General features: G+C 39.2%; 19 protein-coding genes. 11 read left to right on the plus strand and 8 right to left on the minus strand.

Annotated features, from left to right (window positions below; all coding sequences use genetic code 11):
* Positions 1–54 precede the first annotated feature (54 nt).
* Positions 55–588 carry an endonuclease SmrB gene (gene smrB, locus F8B77_RS06890; RefSeq protein ID WP_130048706.1) on the minus strand — a complete coding sequence of 178 codons (534 nt, stop codon included), beginning with the start codon at positions 586–588 and terminating at the stop codon, positions 55–57.
* A 52-nt stretch (positions 589–640) separates the two neighbouring features.
* Between smrB and prmB the strand changes: the two genes are divergently transcribed.
* Together prmB and aroC are read left to right on the plus strand one after the other, a co-directional pair.
* Positions 641–1,573, plus strand: coding sequence for a 50S ribosomal protein L3 N(5)-glutamine methyltransferase (prmB, locus tag F8B77_RS06895; RefSeq protein ID WP_151654743.1), 933 nt, complete (start codon positions 641–643; stop codon positions 1,571–1,573).
* A 600-nt stretch (positions 1,574–2,173) separates the two neighbouring features.
* Complete coding sequence (gene aroC, locus F8B77_RS06900) at positions 2,174–3,259, plus strand: chorismate synthase (protein WP_151654744.1); 1,086 nt, start codon at positions 2,174–2,176, stop codon at positions 3,257–3,259.
* A gap of 110 nt (positions 3,260–3,369) precedes the next feature.
* Here aroC and F8B77_RS06905 read toward each other — a convergent pair whose 3' ends face one another.
* On the minus strand, positions 3,370–4,011 hold the full coding sequence (locus F8B77_RS06905) for a trimeric intracellular cation channel family protein (protein WP_151654745.1): 642 nt from the start codon (positions 4,009–4,011) through the stop codon (positions 3,370–3,372).
* Between the two features lie 105 nt (positions 4,012–4,116).
* Entirely contained in the window at positions 4,117–4,650 is a 534-nt protein-coding gene (locus F8B77_RS06910) for an MgtC/SapB family protein (RefSeq protein WP_151654746.1), read from the minus strand.
* A 173-nt stretch (positions 4,651–4,823) separates the two neighbouring features.
* Between F8B77_RS06910 and F8B77_RS06915 the strand changes: the two genes are divergently transcribed.
* Positions 4,824–5,354, plus strand: a complete 531-nt coding sequence (locus F8B77_RS06915) for an elongation factor P hydroxylase (RefSeq protein WP_151654747.1) — start codon at positions 4,824–4,826, stop codon at positions 5,352–5,354.
* 7 nt (positions 5,355–5,361) lie between these two features.
* The gene (locus tag F8B77_RS06920) at positions 5,362–5,622 is read left to right on the plus strand and encodes a YfcL family protein (RefSeq protein WP_151654748.1); all 261 of its coding nucleotides are present in this window, start codon (positions 5,362–5,364) and stop codon (positions 5,620–5,622) included.
* 70 nt (positions 5,623–5,692) lie between these two features.
* Here F8B77_RS06920 and F8B77_RS06925 read toward each other — a convergent pair whose 3' ends face one another.
* Complete coding sequence (locus F8B77_RS06925) at positions 5,693–6,118, minus strand: HIT domain-containing protein (RefSeq protein WP_151654749.1); 426 nt, start codon at positions 6,116–6,118, stop codon at positions 5,693–5,695.
* 78 nt (positions 6,119–6,196) lie between these two features.
* Here F8B77_RS06925 and lpxM point away from each other — a divergent pair, with 78 nt between their 5' ends.
* Together lpxM and clcA are read left to right on the plus strand one after the other, a co-directional pair.
* Positions 6,197–7,138 (plus strand): lauroyl-Kdo(2)-lipid IV(A) myristoyltransferase, encoded by a 942-nt coding sequence (gene lpxM, locus F8B77_RS06930; protein WP_151654750.1) that lies wholly within the window; start codon positions 6,197–6,199, stop codon positions 7,136–7,138.
* A gap of 251 nt (positions 7,139–7,389) precedes the next feature.
* Positions 7,390–8,826: a H(+)/Cl(-) exchange transporter ClcA gene (clcA, locus tag F8B77_RS06935; RefSeq protein ID WP_151654751.1), complete on the plus strand. Its 1,437-nt coding sequence runs from the start codon at positions 7,390–7,392 to the stop codon at positions 8,824–8,826.
* A 91-nt stretch (positions 8,827–8,917) separates the two neighbouring features.
* Here clcA and rlmA read toward each other — a convergent pair whose 3' ends face one another.
* On the minus strand, positions 8,918–9,730 hold the full coding sequence (gene rlmA, locus F8B77_RS06940) for a 23S rRNA (guanine(745)-N(1))-methyltransferase (protein ID WP_151654752.1): 813 nt from the start codon (positions 9,728–9,730) through the stop codon (positions 8,918–8,920).
* A gap of 510 nt (positions 9,731–10,240) precedes the next feature.
* Between rlmA and F8B77_RS06945 the strand changes: the two genes are divergently transcribed.
* Entirely contained in the window at positions 10,241–10,969 is a 729-nt protein-coding gene (locus F8B77_RS06945; RefSeq protein ID WP_151654753.1) for an oligogalacturonate-specific porin KdgM family protein, read from the plus strand.
* 213 nt (positions 10,970–11,182) lie between these two features.
* Here F8B77_RS06945 and F8B77_RS06950 read toward each other — a convergent pair whose 3' ends face one another.
* Positions 11,183–11,683, minus strand: a complete 501-nt coding sequence (locus tag F8B77_RS06950; RefSeq protein WP_130044192.1) for a YfbU family protein — start codon at positions 11,681–11,683, stop codon at positions 11,183–11,185.
* Between the two features lie 103 nt (positions 11,684–11,786).
* Entirely contained in the window at positions 11,787–13,541 is a 1,755-nt protein-coding gene (locus F8B77_RS06955) for a formate--tetrahydrofolate ligase (RefSeq protein ID WP_151654754.1), read from the minus strand.
* Between the two features lie 215 nt (positions 13,542–13,756).
* Here F8B77_RS06955 and F8B77_RS06960 point away from each other — a divergent pair, with 215 nt between their 5' ends.
* The 4 genes from F8B77_RS06960 to F8B77_RS06975 are packed head-to-tail and all read left to right on the plus strand — an operon-like array spanning position 13,757 to position 17,479.
* On the plus strand, positions 13,757–15,358 hold the full coding sequence (locus F8B77_RS06960; RefSeq protein ID WP_151654755.1) for an ATP-binding protein: 1,602 nt from the start codon (positions 13,757–13,759) through the stop codon (positions 15,356–15,358).
* Between the two features lie 44 nt (positions 15,359–15,402).
* The gene (locus F8B77_RS06965) at positions 15,403–16,077 is read left to right on the plus strand and encodes a response regulator (protein WP_151654756.1); all 675 of its coding nucleotides are present in this window, start codon (positions 15,403–15,405) and stop codon (positions 16,075–16,077) included.
* A gap of 26 nt (positions 16,078–16,103) precedes the next feature.
* Positions 16,104–16,574, plus strand: a complete 471-nt coding sequence (ybaK, locus tag F8B77_RS06970) for a Cys-tRNA(Pro) deacylase (protein ID WP_130044196.1) — start codon at positions 16,104–16,106, stop codon at positions 16,572–16,574.
* A 20-nt stretch (positions 16,575–16,594) separates the two neighbouring features.
* On the plus strand, positions 16,595–17,479 hold the full coding sequence (locus F8B77_RS06975) for a patatin-like phospholipase family protein (RefSeq protein ID WP_151654757.1): 885 nt from the start codon (positions 16,595–16,597) through the stop codon (positions 17,477–17,479).
* Positions 17,480–17,569: 90 nt separating this feature from the next.
* On the opposite strand, the gene F8B77_RS06980 is transcribed toward F8B77_RS06975, so the two are convergent.
* Positions 17,570–18,766 (minus strand): DEAD/DEAH box helicase, encoded by a 1,197-nt coding sequence (locus F8B77_RS06980; protein ID WP_151654758.1) that lies wholly within the window; start codon positions 18,764–18,766, stop codon positions 17,570–17,572.
* Positions 18,767–18,840: the final 74 nt, after the last annotated feature.

Here is an 18,840-nt window from a genome sequence, read left to right on the forward strand (position 1 = left end):
GCTGTATTTCGGTATAAAAAAAGATCCCAAGCAAAAGCTTATGGGATCTTTTTTTTATCTATCAGGAATAGACAGTAAAACTAATATGGCACCTGCGCCACCAAACTCTAAAGGGGCCTGGTGAAATGCCATCACATCTGGGTGTTGAGCTAGCCACAAAGGCACTTTTTGTTTAAGAATATGTTTTCCAATTCCGTGCATAACACTGGCACAAGAAATATTCTCTTTTAAACAATAAGCAATCATTGAACCGAGTTCGCGCTTTGCTTCATCCTGTTTCATTCCGTGCATATCTAAAAAGACATCAGGGACATACACACCGCGACGTAATCGCTTCACTTCGTATTTTGATACGTCATCACGGGCATAACGAACAGGTCCATCTTCATTAAGAAGTGGCACAAATTCGTCAGAAAAGAAAAACTCTTCATTTTTCCCTTCTTTTAATGACTTTCTTTGCTGTTGTTGCTCGCTAAAGTTCTTACTCGGTTGATGGATTATGGTATCCTGTTGCAACTTTTTAGAGCCTTGTACTGCTTCACGGAACAGCGAAAGTTCGTCATCTGATAGGTGGTCGTTTTTGCTCATTTTAAGATTCCAATAATTAACAGCAGTATTATAACTTGTTTTGGGGGCAATTTTGGATAAGATTTTTGTAGAAGAGGCCGTTTCTGAGCTTCATACGTTACAAGATATGTTACGTTGGACGGTAAGCCGCTTTAATGCTGCGGGTCTTTTTTATGGTCACGGTACAGATAATGCATGGGATGAAGCGGTTCAACTTGTGCTTCCTACGCTGTATTTACCTATTGATGTTCCTGCTCATGTACGTGAATCTCGTTTAACATCAACAGAGCGTCTACGTATTGTTGAGCGTGTTGTTCGCCGTATTAATGAGCGTATCCCTACGGCTTATTTGACTAATAAAGCGTGGTTTTGTGGTCTTGAGTTTTTTGTTGATGAGCGTGTACTTGTGCCTCGCTCACCAATTGCTGAATTGATTGAAACGCAATTTGAACCATGGTTAACCGAAGATCCAACACGTATTATGGATCTATGTACGGGCAGTGGTTGTATTGCGATTGCGTGTGCTCATGCGTTCCCAAATGCAGAAGTTGATGCAATTGATATTTCTACTGATGCATTAATGGTTGCTGAGCAAAACGTTCAAGACCATGGCATGGAGCAACAAGTGTTCCCTATGCGTTCTGATCTGTTGCGTGATATTCCAAAAGATCAGTATAACTTCATTGTTTCTAACCCACCGTATGTGGATGAAGAAGACATGAACAGTTTACCTGAAGAATTTGAACACGAACCTGAGTTAGGTTTGGCTGCTGGTACTGATGGACTGAAATTAGTTCGTCGTATTCTAGCTAATGCACCAGATTACTTAATGGATAATGGTTTCTTGATTTGTGAAGTAGGTAACTCTATGGTCCACATGATGGAGCAATACCCACAAATACCATTCACTTGGATTGAGTTTGCAGAAGGTGGACACGGTGTATTTATGCTAACTAAACAGCAGCTTCTAGATTGTGCTGAAGAGTTTGTCCTATACCGCGATTAAGTCACTAAATTCGACTTATTATAATAAGCCTGATGTTCGCATCGGGCTTTTTTATATATCCTTACTTTGTGACATTGCAAAATCAAGCCGATTACGAAGGTTTTGTTGTTTTTCGCTGATGCTATTTTTACGTAATGCTTTTCTTACTAGACGGAGTAGTTTCATTTTTTTCTTAATCCTTAATGATATTTAGTAACAGGCAGGAATAATGCCAACTATTTATTGCTATCCTTACGTTAAAGTTCTCATCCATGTATCGCTTATTTTATCAATACTTTATGTCTTATTTTTAGTTTCTGGCTCATTAATGAGAAAAGTATTAATTATACGTTGTGATATTAATAACAGTAAAGAGGTGTTTTTGTAAAATGAGAGTTTTATCAGTTAAGGTTTTTTTTTGAATTAAGATCACAAATTGCCGCTTTTGACTTTTTAAATTATTTTTATGGCAAAGAAAATGATATCTAAGAGAAAGAGTGCGCTCACTAATTTAGAGAGAAACCATTACTAGGGGCTTTACTCTGATGTAGATTCAAGCCAATATGGATTGATTAAAGTTATGCTATTTATAGCCAATCAACAATATTTACAGAGGAAGTAATGGCTGGAAATTCTATTGGACAACATTTTCGAGTAACAACGTTTGGTGAAAGTCATGGCTTGGCTTTGGGCTGTATTGTGGATGGCTGCCCTCCAGGTCTGGAGTTGAGTGAAGTGGATCTGCAAATCGACTTAGATCGTCGTAAGCCGGGTACTTCAAAATACACTACTCAGCGTCGTGAAGCGGATGAAGTAAAAATTTTATCAGGTGTGTTTGAAGGCAAAACCACCGGAACGTCAATTGGGTTACTGATTGAAAACACTGATCAACGTTCTAAAGATTATTCTGAGATTAAAGATAAGTTCCGTCCGGGACACGCAGATTACACCTACCATCAGAAATATGGACAACGAGACTACCGTGGTGGTGGCCGTTCTTCTGCTCGTGAAACGGCAATGCGTGTTGCAGCTGGTGCTGTTGCTAAGAAATACTTGAAGCAAGAGTTTGGCATTGAAATTCGCGCTTACCTATCACAAATGGGCGACGTAGCGATTGATTCTGTTGATTGGAATGAAATCGAGAATAATGCGTTTTTCTGTCCTGATGCAAGCAAAGTAGAGGCCTTTGATGAGCTTATTCGTAAGCTAAAGAAAGAAGGGGACTCTATTGGCGCTAAAATTACCGTGGTCGCACAAGGTGTGCCGGTAGGGTTAGGTGAGCCTGTTTTTGATCGTTTAGATGCGGATGTTGCTCACGCTTTGATGGGTATTAATGCCGTAAAAGGGGTTGAGATTGGTGATGGTTTTGACGTTGTACAGCAGCGCGGTTCAGAGCATCGTGATCCATTAACACCTGAAGGTTTTAGCTCAAATCATGCTGGTGGTATTTTGGGTGGTATTTCATCTGGACAAGATATTGTGGCGCACATTGCCCTAAAACCAACGTCTAGTATTACGGTTCCGGGTGAAACGATAACTCGCAGCGGTGAAAAAACAGAATTGATTACCAAAGGCCGCCATGATCCTTGTGTTGGTATTCGAGCAGTACCTATTGCTGAAGCTATGCTAGCGATAGTGGTTATGGACCATTTAGTTCGTCATCGTGGTCAAAATTTTGGTGTACAAACAGAAACGCCAAAGATTTGATAAGGGATGAGGTATTAGTTTTTAGGAACGAATAATTCCACATAGAGCTAAAAGTATAGAGCCGGATTGACGATGATATCAATCTGGCTCTTTTTATTTGTATCTTATTTTTAATTTTTCTCAATCGTTTCAGGTTGATCCTCTGTGATATCTAAATGAAACACAGGTAAACACCAACCAAATTTTACTGCGGCAATACGAGCAGAAAAACCAATAACAATAGTCGCAATCGTTGTGATTAATTCATCAACACCAAAGTGAAGTAATCCTATGTATAGCACAGCGGATAGTAATGAAATTGAAGCATATAATTCTTTATGCAATACCATTGGCATCTGGCGACAGAAGAGATCACGCAGTAATCCACCAAACACGCCTGTTACAATGGCAGAAACAACGCATATTAGTGGGTGAAGCCCCATATCTAATGCCACTTGTGAGCCAATAATACTAAAAACAATTAAACCAATAGCATCTAAAAATACAAAGAAACGATGGTTTTTGGCTACCCATGGGCCGATCCATGTTGTTAATACGCCAGCAATACAGGTAATCACAAGGAATTGTGGGTTTTTCACCCAACCAACAGGGTAGTGACCAAGAAGAATATCACGAACAGTACCACCGCCAATTGCTGTTGCACTGGCAACTAACATTACACCAAACCAATCCATTTTTTTCTTACCAGCGGCTAATGCACCTGTCATTGCTTCAGCTGTGATCCCAATAATATAAAGAATTGTTAATAACATTTTCTAATACCGTGTCATATCATGATGGTCAAATAATAGGACGAGAATTTTATGGGATTAAACGAATAATGACGAATGAAAAAAACTATTCCGACATTTTTCAGATTAGTTTTTTTTATGCATTTTATCGAGGCTATGAGCCCTTGGTTTATGAGTTCTAATATTGAGTATTTTTTGATGCACGCCGCGACGAAGGCTTTTGAATGAATTTTCAAGCTTATCAATGCCGAGTAAAACAAAAAGAGCTAATAAAGTGATAATGACTGATTGCTGAATGTAGCCTAATGCAATCATCATCCCTAATGCTGCTAACACCCAAATAATGGCCGCAGAGGTTACACCATGAATTTTACCATCTAAAGTCATCATTACCCCTGCGCCAAGAAAACCAATTCCTGTAATAATTTGGCCTAGTACTCGAGCGTGATCCAGAGAGTTTACAGATAGGGACATTGCCATCGCTAAGAAAAAGTAAGTACCTGAAATAATTAGAATAGAGGTTCTTATTCCTACGGGTTTACCTCGAGTTTGCCGTTCAACGCCAATTAACAAACCATTGAAAGCACAAGCGGCAATAGCAGACCAAGAAAAAGGCCCTAAATCCAGTAATTGAGCAAGTTGTACAGTGATGTCATTCACAGGTGGTGAAACTCCAATCTAAAGGGGGAGAGATAACTTTGGAGAGTATCAGTTCACTCTTTTGACAGATAATGAATAATTTTGAGAAGGAGGATAAAAAAAATTTATCTAGATAGGCCTTTAGTATGTGGTGAGGTAGAATACGCTTCTATTATTATTGCTAAGTCTGTTGTATGCCTCACCAATATCAAGATTTAATCACTGTTTTTAATGCCACTTTTTTTGATTCGTTTAATACCAAGCTAGAATTGGGTGGTGATGAACCTATTTATCTACCAGCGGATAGTGAATTTAATTATCACCGTATTATTTTTGCGCGTGGTTTTTATCAATCAGGCATGCATGAAATTGCCCATTGGTGTGTTGCAGGTCCTGATCGTCGTCTATTGGAAGATTTTGGTTACTGGTATGAGCCTGATGGTCGAACAGAGCAAGTTCAATCAGAGTTTGAAAAAGTGGAGATCCGTCCTCAAGCCTATGAATGGATATTATCATTAAGTGCTGGGTTAAAATTTAATGTGAGTTGTGACAACTTAAATGGCGATTTTGAGCCAGATCGTTTAGCATTCATGGCTAAAGTACATAATGAAGTGATGAGCATTTTAGATAATGGATTACCTCCACGCGTAGAGGCATTATCCAACGCATTACGTGAGTTTTATCAAATAGCCCCACTTACCCAAGAACAATTTATTGTCCAATAGGAAAAAGATGATCATTGAATTTGAAGAAAAAATGCTTGAACTGATTGATGCTCGAATTGAAACTGCATCAGATGATGAGTTGTTTGCTGGTGGCTACTTACGTGGACACATTTCATTATCAGTTGCTAAGTGCGAAGAGCAAGAAATTGCTGATCTTGAGATACTAAAAGTACATATCAATGAAAGTCTTGAAGCCGCTAAATCTGAGTTATCTCCTGCTGATCGTATTATTGTAGCTGATCTATGGAATGAGCTTCAAAACGCATAATGTAAATAAGCGAAAATAAATCAAAAGGCAGTTCTGAAGAGATCTGCCTTTTTTATGGAGAGGAAAATCGTTATTGCTTGAATCCAGCCAATGCACTTAATCTATCTCGAAGTAGATCCACCAATTGAGTTTGATCTGACTGTGTTCTGATTTCTCCATTAGTATTTCCCCAAACTGGACCTGGCCATGCGATATCAGTGATAAAGCGTGCAATATGGTGAATGTGCAGCTGAGGAACTAAGTTACCTAGTGCTCCAATATTAATTTTATCTGGTGTGAAGTTATCTTCGAGCAGTTGAGCAACTGAACTTGATTCTTGAATATATTGAATTTGCTGCTCTGGGGTCATATGGTGAATTTCTTTTAAGTCTTCAATTCGAGGAACTAAAATCACCCAAGGACCGATATTTTCTTTAATGAGTAAAACAGAACATAACGGAAGATTGCCCAAAAAGATGCAATCTTGTTGCAAACGGGGGTGTAATTGAAAAGTCATTCGTATTTCCTTGGTTTCTATCAGTAATGCTTTGTTATATCATAATCGGTTAATAATAAAGAATAAGTGAAGCAATTCATGAGTGAAAAAGTTGATAAAAACGTTTATAACCCCACTTTTCAATGGGCATTTCTTCATCCTAAGTATTGGCCAACATGGTTAGGGATAGGCTTTGCTATTATTTTGGCTTTCATTCCATTTCGATTACGCGATAAGTTAGCTGCTAGTATCGTTAAGTTAGTACTTAAAAAGCCAAGTGGTGGTATTAAGCGAGCTAAGTTGAATATAGCGACCTGTTTTCCTGAAAAGTCAGAGCAAGAGCAAAAAAAACTGCTTGAAGATACTTACATCACAGGTGCACAGGTGATGCTTGGTTTTTCTGAGTTGCTTGTTCGTAGTCGTAAGCATAATGAAGGACGCGGGATTTTTGTTGGTGCAGAGAATCTATTCCCTCTGCTTGAGCAAAAAGAAAATATTATTATTTTAGCACCGCATGCTTGGGCTATTGATTTCCCTGCGATTCTTTTGGCTTCTCGTGGTTATCAAGTAACGACTATGATGAAACCTCAAAAGAACCCAATAACTGATTGGTTAATGCATGTTCAGCGTATGCAATATGGCGGTAAGATTTATGCTCGTAGTGCAGGGATTAAACCATTAATTAAAGCGATTAAAGAAGGTTATTTAGCTTATTACTTGCCTGATGAGGATCATGGTCCACAAAACAGTGTATTTGTTCCTTTCTTTGCAACACAGAAAGCGACGTTAAAAGGTTTTGGTAAACTAGCTCGTTTATCAAAAGCGAAAGTGGTTCCAATGTTGCCATCGTATAATGCAGAAACAGGGCAGTTTGAGATCATTACATTACCAGCGATTTCGGATTTTCCATCTGGTGATGAAGAGACGGATGCTCGTGCAATGAATATTGCTATTGAACAGCTGGTTACTGAGCGTCCTGAGCAATACATGTGGGTGTTAAACTTACTGCGTTCTCGACCTGACGGTAGTCGTTTATATTAACAATTAGTTATTCAAAGTATTTTTAAGCCCGTAGAATTTACCGTTCTACGGGTTTTTTATTTTAATGAACTTTGTGACGAAAAATGAAGAAGTGATTTATTTGATTTATATCAAAGGTCGATCTTGGTCATTTAATCAATCTAAGTTTTTGTAAATGGTTAGGGTCTATCCGTTGCCGAAGCGTATAATTATTTGTGTTCTTATTTTAATTACGCCGCCAATGCTCTTTATGTGCTAAGTTGATACGATAAATGCCAAAATCACCCAATTTTCGTTTTTTTCAAGGTGGGATGTTAAAGCATCGTACTACGCCAAAATGTCTAACCACACAAACTGATTATTATGCGCTGCTTTTCTTATCTGCATTAGTTGGTGGTATTGCCGGATCTGTTGTTGCTTTATTTGAAGCCTCAATTCGATTGTTCGGTGAACAGCGTCTCCAATTCATTCATTCATTTCCTTACTCTGAGTATTTAGCGCCTGTTGCTGCGGTATTAGCGGGGGCTGCGATGGCAGCTGTTGGTTTTTGGCTTACTTTTCGATTTGCACCAGAGACTGCGGGTAGTGGGATCCCTCATATTGAAGGGGCTCTTGATGGGACTCAAGAGATCCGTTGGGCTCGTGTATTGCCCATTAAATTTATTGCAGGCACATTAACGATTGGTTCAGGAATGGTGCTTGGCCGTGAAGGGCCATCAATTCAAATTGGTGGTGCTGTAGGTAGAATGATCGCATGTAAAGGTAAACGATTCAGTCATTCTTCTCATATATTAACAGCAGCAGGGGCGGCGGCAGGTTTAGCGGCGGCATTTAACGCGCCTCTTGCTGGCATTTTGTTTGTGGTTGAAGAGATGCGTCCTCAGTTTCGTTATAACATCACTTCAATAAAGTGTGTGACATTAGCCACAGCGGTAGCAACGATAGTGATGCGCTCTTTACATGGGCAAGAAGCATTTTTAACGATTCCAAGTTTTGATGTTCCACCATTACGTTCACTGATCCTTTTTGCCATTTTAGGGATTATCTTTGGCATTATTGGGGTGATTTTTAATAAATGGATTTTAAAAGGAACGAGTAAGGTTAAAGACTTCCACCAAAATAAATTGCCTCGCATTGTGCTGATGGGCGCAGCGTTTGGCGGCACTTTTGCTTTGTTGCATTTAGTGACTCCTAAACTATCTGGCAGTGGGATGGAAATCATTACTGAGATGTTTTATAGCCCAATGGCATGGATGATCATGGTTGGCTTCTTTGTATTACGAGTGATTGTTACCGTTGCTTGTTTTTCATCAGGTGCCCCGGGAGGAATTTTTGCCCCAATGTTAGCGCTAGGTACCTTACTTGGTTTATCTTATGGTGTGGTAATGTCAGTATGGTTTCCCGGTTGGATATCAAATCCCGGCGTTTATGCTATCGCAGGGATGGGAGCATTGTTTGCCGCTACAGTAAGAGCCCCTGTGACAGGTGTTATCCTTGTGGTTGAAATGACGAATAATTATCAGTTGATCTTACCGCTATTAGTGACAACACTTGGTGCGACGTTTATTGCTCAAGCATTGGGCGGGCAACCGTTATATTCTGCACTTTTAAAACAGTCTTTATTGAAAGATAAAGAGTTGAGGGCGGAGGAGAGTGGGTTGCAGAAGGTTGATCAAAGTATTGCTAATGCGAATACAGAAAATAAGTAATACCAATTCCAAGAATTATCATCTAATAAGTACCATTGGTATAACCATCTGAATTTTCATCTTTCAGATGGTTATAATAATGATAAACAGACTATGCTTTTTTATACACTCTAATCATAAAATCCGCTTTACAATCAAATTCTGACTTCTCTTGCAGCTCAGTTTTAAATTCAGCTGTTGCTTTCCAAGCAAATGGTGTCATATCTAATAAATGCAATGCTTCTAAGCCGTTCAAGCGCATATCGTAAGTTAATTTTTTCTCTTCAATAAGTTCAAAGTCAGTAAGAGCTTCTGCTGTTTCATCATGCAGGCGAACTTCACCATACACTCCTTCACGAAGTTCGAATAAATGATGGCTGGCTGGGGTAACAGTAATTAGATAGCCGCCATTTTTAATTGCGCGGTGTAATTCTTCTGCTTTACATGGTGCATAAATACGAACAACAGCATCTAGGCTTTGATCAGGGAAAGGCAAACGGTGGCTAGAGGCAACGCTAAATTGGCAATTTAGATAACGCTTGGCTGCGAACTTAATCGCGACTTTTGAAATATCCAATCCATAGATATTAGCATTTTCGCTATGTAAATATTCTGCAATTTTTGAGGTGTAATAGCCTTCACCACAACCAATATCAAGTAGGCTTGCTTCATTATTGGTCACATATTTTTGGCATAACTCGGCTACGTGTTGTTGCATAGGCTGATAATGTCCAGCCTCTAAAAAAGCACGCCTAGCTTGCATCATCTCTTTATTATCACCTGGATTTTTAGAACGCTTGTGATGAGCTGGCATTAGGTTTACATAACCTTCTTTTGCGTTGTCAAACTGATGGTTGTTTTCACAACGGTATTGATTGTTGGCAAAGCGCAACTCGTGTTGGCATAAAGGGCACTGATAAAACATAACCACACCTGAAATTAGATTGAGGCAGCAGTGTACTTCTTCATTTATCTAATAAAAAGAGCCAGCAGTGAAAATAATATCGGTGTATTTATTTTTTACCTCAAAATTAATAATGCGACTCACTTCAAATACAGTGCCTAATAGAAACTAACAAGACCTTTTTTGTTCTCTATCTAGAGTGATCTAGATCTCCCTATCTGTTAATTAGGGCGGATAAAAGTGTGATCTGACTTGGTAATAATCGAAATGTTTATAAATTATAAAATGAAATTTTACCATTAACTTATTGTTATAAAATAATTTATATTTTTTTATGTAGGCCATTTTTGAAGTTGGTCATAGTTTATTTGGTCTTTATTTTTTAGGGCGAATTAATAAAGCATAATTCATCTCAACGGATTCAGAGAAACATTTAAACGGATTACAAAATTTTTAGAGTTTGGTCTTTATGTATTGATGAACTTAATAGAAGAACCAAACCAAACAGTTTAAACATACAGGGTATATCACATGAAAAAATCAACACTAGCACTTATCGTTCCAGCAATTCTTCTTTCTGGTGCAGCAATGGCTGACTCAACTTATGTCACTGGTAACGTACAAGCACACGATAGTAACCTGCACGGTTCTGGTATGACATCTACACTAGAAGCGGGTCATACGTTTGATAATTCATTTGGTGGTTTAACACTATTAACCGAGTTTGATGGTATTCAAATAGGTTCACTAAAAGCACAAGAAGTAACGCACTCAGATGGGTCTAAATCAATGGAGAAATTTAACTCTCCAGCGTACGTAACATTAGGTGCAGAGCAATCATTCGCGATTGACGAAAACTTATGGATGGCTGTTGGTTACCACCACTTAATGGCTAACGGTAAAGAAGTACAATATCGCCCATTAGTGAAAATTGGTTATAACTTTGACAATGGTATTTCTATTTCTAACCGAACTCGTGCTCAGATTGATGCAGCAGATAAAAATGCGAATGACATGGATGTACGTTTTGATAACCGTATTGCTTATACACTACCAGATGCGGCAGTGACGTTAAGCTACAATAATGTGTATGTATTGGCTGGTGATGCTCATAATGGTGATTCACGTGATAGCTCTATGGACCACGAGCTTCGTGCTACATGGAACAAATCAGAAGGTGTTCAACCATATGTTGAGTATCGTAACCAAGCTGACAACTACAATAACGCATTCGTAATTGGTGCTTCTTACAGCTGGTAATATAGCTTTCTAAATAATGATGACACTTTCAATTCTATAAGGGGGGATTGTTAGCTGTAATTAATTAGAAAACCAAAATCCTCACTGATCCGTCAGTGGGGATTTTTTCTTTTAGATAAAAAGGTAAAAATAGTAAATTGCAGGCATAAAAAATCCCCGCTAGTGCGAGGATTTTAAATAGATTATTTATGCTTTAACTTATTTATATAGAAATTAAGCGTTAAAAATTTGCGCTAATTCAGTCGAGCATAAGTGATATTGACGTGGGCAGTTGCGCCATGTCGTTAGCATACGACGGTATTTATCCATCATCGGCATTTGACTGTTAAAGTGGTGATCGGCTTTATCAAACTGAGGGTATAAACCTTCAGAGCTTGTTAAGAAGCGAACGTAATTTACTTGTTGTGCTTCCGTAGCTACATCAAACCCTAAAAACTGAAGGCGACGAGCATCAACCTTTGCCTGACACTCAGGTACTAGCATGTTGTAAGACTCTTGCATTGCATGGTACATCTCCATGAAATCAATGATCTCACGACATTCTGCTTCTGTAATACAACCAAAATCTTTATCCAGTTCGCGGATCTGCAGTTCATAACCACGCTCAACAATTAACTGTTGGCGTTGGTATTTTGCTGCATTAGCAGGATCCATCTGTGACATTAAATAATACTGGTTTGAAAGAATTAAGCGTTGAGCATTTGTCATATCCATCAGGATAACCTCAAAAATTATAAGTAAAATTGTATAAAAAGTTGAAGCTAGATTAACAGTAAATGTAGCACATAGAATATGATCTATATTAAGTTATGTGATCTTAGCTGAGTCCGATGATGTTTCCGTCTGTATCAATGTCTAAATTCATAAAAGCAGGCTTTTCAGGTAAGCCAGGCATGGTCATCACATTGCCACACAATGCGTATATAAATCCAGCACCGGCACACAGTTTTAATTCACGAATAGGTACAATGAAATCGGTCGGTGCACCTTTAATGTTGCCATCGGTAGAAATAGAAGCGGGCGTTTTTGCCATACAAACAGCTAAAGATTGGTAACCTAATTTCTCAAACTGTTCTAATTGTTGTTGGGCTTTTTCTGATAATTCGATTCGTTCTGCACCGTAACCTTTTATTGCAACGGCATTTAACTTATCAAATAAGCTCATGTCATTTGTGTATAGTGGGGTAAATTGAGTGGTTTTTTTACAAGCTGCGATAACTTTTGAAGCGAGATCTTTTGCGCCTTCACCACCTTTTACGAATGCTTCACTGATAGAGACATCGACATTCGTTTCTGATGCTTGTGCTGAAATCCATTGTTGTAAGAAATTCAACTCTTCTTGAGTGTCTTCAGGGAAGCGGTTAATTGCTACAACAACAGGAAGACCATATTTAGCACAGTTATTAATGTGCCATTGTAAATTCTCTAGCCCTGCATTTAAGGCTTCTTGGTTTGGAGTGAATAGAGCTTTAGGCAAAGCTTGACCTGCTGATAACGGGAATAAGCCTGAGTTTGCTTTTATACCTCGAAGCGTTGCAACAAGCACTGCACAATCAGGTGCTTTTCCTGCTAATGGTGCTTTAATGTTGCAGGCTTTCTCTAAGCCCATATCTGAGCCAAAGCCACCTTCTGTAACCGTATAATCCGTTAGTTTTAAAGCGATATTATCTGCAATGATAGAGGAGTTACCATGGGCGATATTAGCAAAAGGACCCGAGTGAACAAAGGTAGGGACACCTTCTAACGTTTGCATCAAGGTTGGGTTAATAGCAAATTTCATGGTAACGGTCATTGCACCTGCGACTTGAAGATCTTCTGTAGTGATAGGTTCACCATCCAGGTTATAAGCCACGACAATACGGCCGATGCGTTGACGTAAGTCTTGAAGATCGGTTGCCAGTGCCAGAATAGCCATCAATTCAGAAGCGGCGGTAATATCAAAACCATCTTCACGTTCGTAACCATTAATGTTTTTTCCATCTTCATTTTTACCAATGGTCACCATACGAAGCGCACGATCGTTATGGTCCATTACTCGCTTCCAAACTACTCGGTTAGAGTCAATTCGTAATGCAGGAAGATCGTTCTTTTCAGAGAATAGTTCGTAACCTAGGCGTTGCTCATGGTAGATACGAGCATCAATGGCCGCAGAAGCTAAATTATGTGCCGCGGTAATCGCATGAATATCACCAGTTAGGTGTAAATTTAATTCTTCCATCGGAGCTACTTGGCTATAACCACCACCTGCAGCACCACCTTTTACACCAAATACTGGTCCCATAGACGGCTGTCGGATACAGGCACTAACGGATTCCCCTAATTTTGCTAGACCTTGAGCCAATCCAATAGTTGTTACTGTTTTTCCTTCGCCAAGCGGTGTTGGAGTAATCGCACTAACAAGAATAAGCTTACCATTTGATTTATCTTCAAGGTGTTTTAAGGCGTCAATATTGACTTTTGCTTTATAGCGACCTTGTGGGGTAATGTCATCATCATGCAGCCCTAAGTTTGACGCAATCGTTTTCATTCTGGTAAGTGTCGCAGTTTGGCAAATTTCAATATCGCTTTTCATAGTAACGGGAACCTTTTAGGGAAGAGTTAAAAATGCTGAAAAGAAGCGCGCTTTTTATACCACAGAACTTAGGTGATATTGAATTAATTCCCTAGGTTTGCTATTGAATAAATGGAAATATTTATTTGATGTGATCAAGAGTATGAACAAGGTTTAAGATTAGGTTAATGGATTGTGATACTCTTTGTTTGTCTATAGGGAAGTGTGAGGTGTGAATGTCTTGGCGTGATCTGAGTTTTCGACGTCGATTGTTAGTAGTGATGACCATTTCGGGTATCGGTAAATTACTCATTTTGTCTATTTGTGCCTTTTTGTACATCAAGCACTGGGAATCTCAAGACAGCGGAGATAAAGCATTAGGGGTTGCTCGGTTTCTTGCTCAATCGCCTATCGTTATTTCCGCCGTAGAGCAAAATTCACCGACATTAATTGAAGAGAAAATAGAGCGATTACGAACCTCTATTGGCGCTGCGTTTATCGTGGTTGGTAATAAAAAAGGAATACGTATTGCTCACCCAATTAAAGAGCGTATTGGTAAAGCGATGCAAGGTGGAGATAACCAACAAGCCTTACAGTTGGGAGAATCTTATATTTCCTATGCTAAAGGCTCCTTAGGTCATTCTGTGCGAGGCAAAACGCCAATTTTCGACCAGCAAGGTAATATTATCGGGGTAGTTTCTGTTGGTTATCTATTAACTACTATAGACAGCAAGGTATCTCATTTTCTTAGTTTCTTTCTTGGGATGGCGGTATTGGTGATTTTTGCTAATGCGATTATTGCCAACTTTATTGCAAGACGCTTTCAAAAGTCTATTTTTGGCTTTGAACCTGAAGCTTTTGGGCGTTTATACAAAGAGCAGCAAGTTACTTTGTCTACGCTACGTGAAGGCGTGTTAAGTATTGATGCCAATGGTAAGCTCAGATCTATCAATAAAAGTGCCTGTGACATATTAGGGATCGATCCTAAGCAATCGTTAAATCAGTTGTTTATTGAAGTGTTGCCAGACAGTGATTTAACTAAGCTTTTAGTAACACAGCAATCAGAACACGATATTGAACTGTTATTAAATGGTCAGGCTGTAATTGCAAATCGAGAGTTGATTAAAATGGATGGTGTCGTGATTGGCGCGGTATCCAGTTTTCGACGTAAAGATGAGATAAGTGAATTAACGACTCAGCTTTCTCAAGTCAAACAATATGCCGATTTATTGCGTTCACAAACTCATGAGCATCGAAATAAGTTAAATACAATTAGTGGGCTAATTCAGTTAGGAAAAATTGAAGAGGTGCAGCAGATCATTGGGCAAGAGAGTCAGCGTTATCAAAAACTGATTGAATTTTTACGAGAGAGTATCTCAGAACCGATGATTGCGGGTGTCTTACTTGGTAAAAGTGAACGCGCTAGAGAGCTTGGACTATTGCTTGATATTGAAGAAGGTACGCAATTAAGTGTGCTTCCTCTGCATATTCGAGCGGAGGATATGGTGACCATTATTGGAAATTTAATTGATAATGCCTTTGAGGCAACGTTAAGTAAACCCATGGGGGATTTTGCACCTATCGTGGTGAGCATTACTGATTTTGGCCAAGAAGTTATTATTGAGGTTGAAGACAAAGGATGTGGCCTACCACAGGCATTTACCTTTAAGCAGTTGACTCAAAGAGGAGTATCAACAAAATCAGATAAAGGTCGTGGTGTTGGTTTGCATTTAATTCAGCAACTAGTGGACCATTATCGTGGGGAGTTTACGGTCAGAAGTCGTGAAGGACAAGGCACATTGATGACTATTTATTTACCTAAAGAATTAAAGTCGTAGAAACGGCACTCTTATAAATATAAAAATGAACAAAAGGATATTGTGTGAGCAGTAAAATCAGTATTGTTATTGTTGAGGATGACATTGGTATTGCAGAAATACACCGTCGTAATCTCGAAAAAATTGATTCCGTCGAGGTGATTGGCATTGCTGCCAGTAAGGAAGAAGCGACTCTCTTGTTTGAGGTGCTAAATCCAGATTTGGTGTTATTGGACATTTATCTTCCTGATGGTAATGGCCTTGATATATTGCGTGAATTACGCCAGAAAGAGTCGTCCCCTGATGTAATATTAATTACCGCAGATAGAGATGTTAATACGCTGCAAGAAGCCATGCGTGGTGGTGTGGTAGATTATCTGCTAAAGCCTGTTATATTTAGTCGACTAGAAGACGCAATTAATAAATATTTAAGCCAAAAGCAGCAATTTATTAATCGTGTTGATATTGATCAAAGCATGGTAGATGCAATGTTGCACTCTACTACAGCACAGTCAGTAGCAAGGCTGCCTAAAGGCATTGATGGCGTAACCTTAGAGAAAGTTCGTCAATTATTTAGCCATGAAAAACAGTTAACTGCAGATCAGGCTGGAGAGTTAATTGGGGCAAGTCGAACAACTGCTCGCCGTTATTTAGAATATTTGATTAGCTCTGGAGAATTAAGTGCCGACCTCTCTTATGGCAGCGTTGGGCGACCAGAGCGAACATACTTTAAGGCATAGCCTATTTTTTAAGGTATTAACAACAAATGACACCAGCAACGAAATTATTAAAGAAAGCAAAAATAGATCACCAAGTGCTTGAGTACCATCATGATCCAAAAGCTCAAGCATATGGGTTAGAAGCGGCAGAAAAGCTGGGTTTGCCTCATGAAGAGGTATTTAAAACCTTAGTTGTTCAAGTGGATGAAAAAGAACTTGTTGTGGGCATTATTCCTGTTGCTGCTCATTTAAGCATGAAGTTAATCGCTAAAGCCGTTGGTGGAAAAAAAGCCAAAATGGCAGATCCCGCCTTAGTTCAAAAATCCACTGGATATGTGATGGGAGGCGTGAGTCCTCTTGGTCAGAAGAAACGATTGAAAACCGTGATCGATAATAGTGCTGAACAGTTTGAAACCATGTATGTCAGTGGTGGTAAAAGAGGGCTAGATATTGGCCTGGCTCCTAGTGCTTTACAACAAGTGTTAAACGCACAGTTTATGGATATTAAAGCAGAGTAATCATGGAAGGGAGAAGCCCTATGAAGAAAAAAACAGTATCACTTGTTCTTGGAAGTGGTGGCGCGAGAGGTCTTGCTCATATCGGCGTGATCCGCTGGTTAGAAGAACATGATTTTGAGATTGTATCTGTCTCTGGTTGTTCTATTGGTACGGTTGTTGGTGGAGTGTACGCAGCAGGAAAACTGGATGAATTTGAAGATTGGATGCGAACCATTACCAAGCTTGATATTGTTTCTTTGATGGATTTTAACTGGGGAAAAGGCGGGCTTATTAAAGGCGAGAAAGTAATGAACCGTTTGAGTGACATTCTTGGTGATTTGCATATCGAAGATTTAGCCATTCCTTATACCGCGGTAGCGGCTGATATTAGTAACGAAAAAGAAGTATGGCTGCAAAAAGGATCGTTATTGCAAGCCATTCGAGCGTCTATCTCATTGCCTTTATACTTAATGCCTATAGAGTTTAATGGCAAAACGTTAATTGATGGTGGTGTATTAAACCCAGTGCCGATTGCACCAACGTTTGGTGATCATTCGGATATCACTTTAGCGGTCAATTTAGCGGGTGAGATGACCCATAAACTTGATGATTTTGAAATTAATCAGGTGAATATTTCAGCACAAGAGCCAGAAGAAGATATGCCATTTCACCGAAAAGTCAGTGACTATTTTGGTTCGTTAACCGCAAAAACTTCAAGAATTGACTTAGGAATGTATGATATTGCCAACCAAGCATTTGATGCAATGCAGAGCACCATTGCAAGACAAAAGTTGGCCGCTTACCCGCCTGATATTACGGTTGAAATAGCGCGAGACGCGTGCGGTACTTTTGAGTTCGAACGTACGGCAGAGATGATCGATTTAGGCTATGAGAGAGCGGAACATGCTTTAAAACATTTGCTATAAGTGAACAATCGATATAAAAACGCCCAAACTTATTATTAAGCTTGGGCGTTTTTTATTTATCTTAATAAAGATGAAAACGTGATTAAGCGATTACGCTTTTGATTCTGGTTTTCTTTTTGGCTTAAAGTTCAAAATAGAAATAGGCACTTCTTTACGTGGCGCAAACCCTTCAATTTCTTTACGTACAATTAAGTGGCCAAGACGTTTTTCAATCATACATAGATTCTTAAAATCGTCTTTAGAAACAAATGAGATAGCCTCACCTTTTGCTCCCGCACGGCCAGTACGACCAATACGGTGCACATAGTCATCTGCCGGGAAAGGTAGGTCATAGTTTACTACGCGCGTTAGTTCATCAATATCAATACCACGAGCCGCAATACCAGTAGCAACTAAGTATTGTAATTTGCCTTCTTTAAAGTCATTCAGCACTTTTGCTCGTGCTTCTTGGCTTCGGCCACTGTGGAAAGCTTCAGCTCGAATATCACGTTTCTCTAACTGGCTTACTAGCTTCGCTGCACCATGCTTTGTCTCAATAAAGATCAGCGCTTGGTCCCAATTGTTTTCTTTAATTAGGTGGCTCAGTAGTGCCGATTTTTTATCTTTATCTACCGTTGTTAGCCATTGGTCAATCTGTGGTGCAGAGGTCGTTTTTGGCGAAATAGTAATTTCAATTGGGTTATTTACCGCTGTTTTTGCTAAATAACGAACTTGATCAGACAGTGTTGCTGAGAACAGCATGTTTTGGCGATCTAATGGTAAGCGCTCAATGATTTTGTTGATGTCTTCAATAAAGCCCATATCTAACATACGGTCGGCTTCATCAAGAACTAAGATCTCAATCTCATCAAAATGAATTGCACGCTGTGTGTACATATCAAGCAAACGACCCGGCGTCGCAACCAGAACATCAACCCCTTTAATTAGGCGTTCTTTTTGGTTTTTATAATCAACACCGCCATACATAGCTAATGATGCAATATCAATGTGCTTGCTGTACTTCTGAATGTTGTCTTCAACTTGAATTGCTAGCTCACGCGTTGGCGTTAAAATTAATGCACGAACACGTTTAGCTCGAACTTTAGTTTGATTTTCGCTGAGGATTTCTAAAATAGGTAATACAAAGCTAGCTGTTTTACCTGTACCTGTTTGCGCAGCAGCAATCAGGTTTTTTCCAGTAAGCGCAACGGGAATGGCTTTTTCTTGAATTGGAGTTGGGGCTTTATAACCCAGCTCGTCGATGGCTTTTAAAATTGGATCGCTTAACCCAAGTTTGGAAAATGGCATGTGAAATCTCAGATATATAAATAGAGGGCGATTGTAGCATGAAAAAAAGAAATGACAGCAGGGGAATAGGCACC

The sequence above is a fragment of the Aliivibrio finisterrensis genome, from assembly GCF_008933155.1.
Lineage (GTDB): Bacteria > Pseudomonadota > Gammaproteobacteria > Enterobacterales > Vibrionaceae > Aliivibrio > Aliivibrio finisterrensis.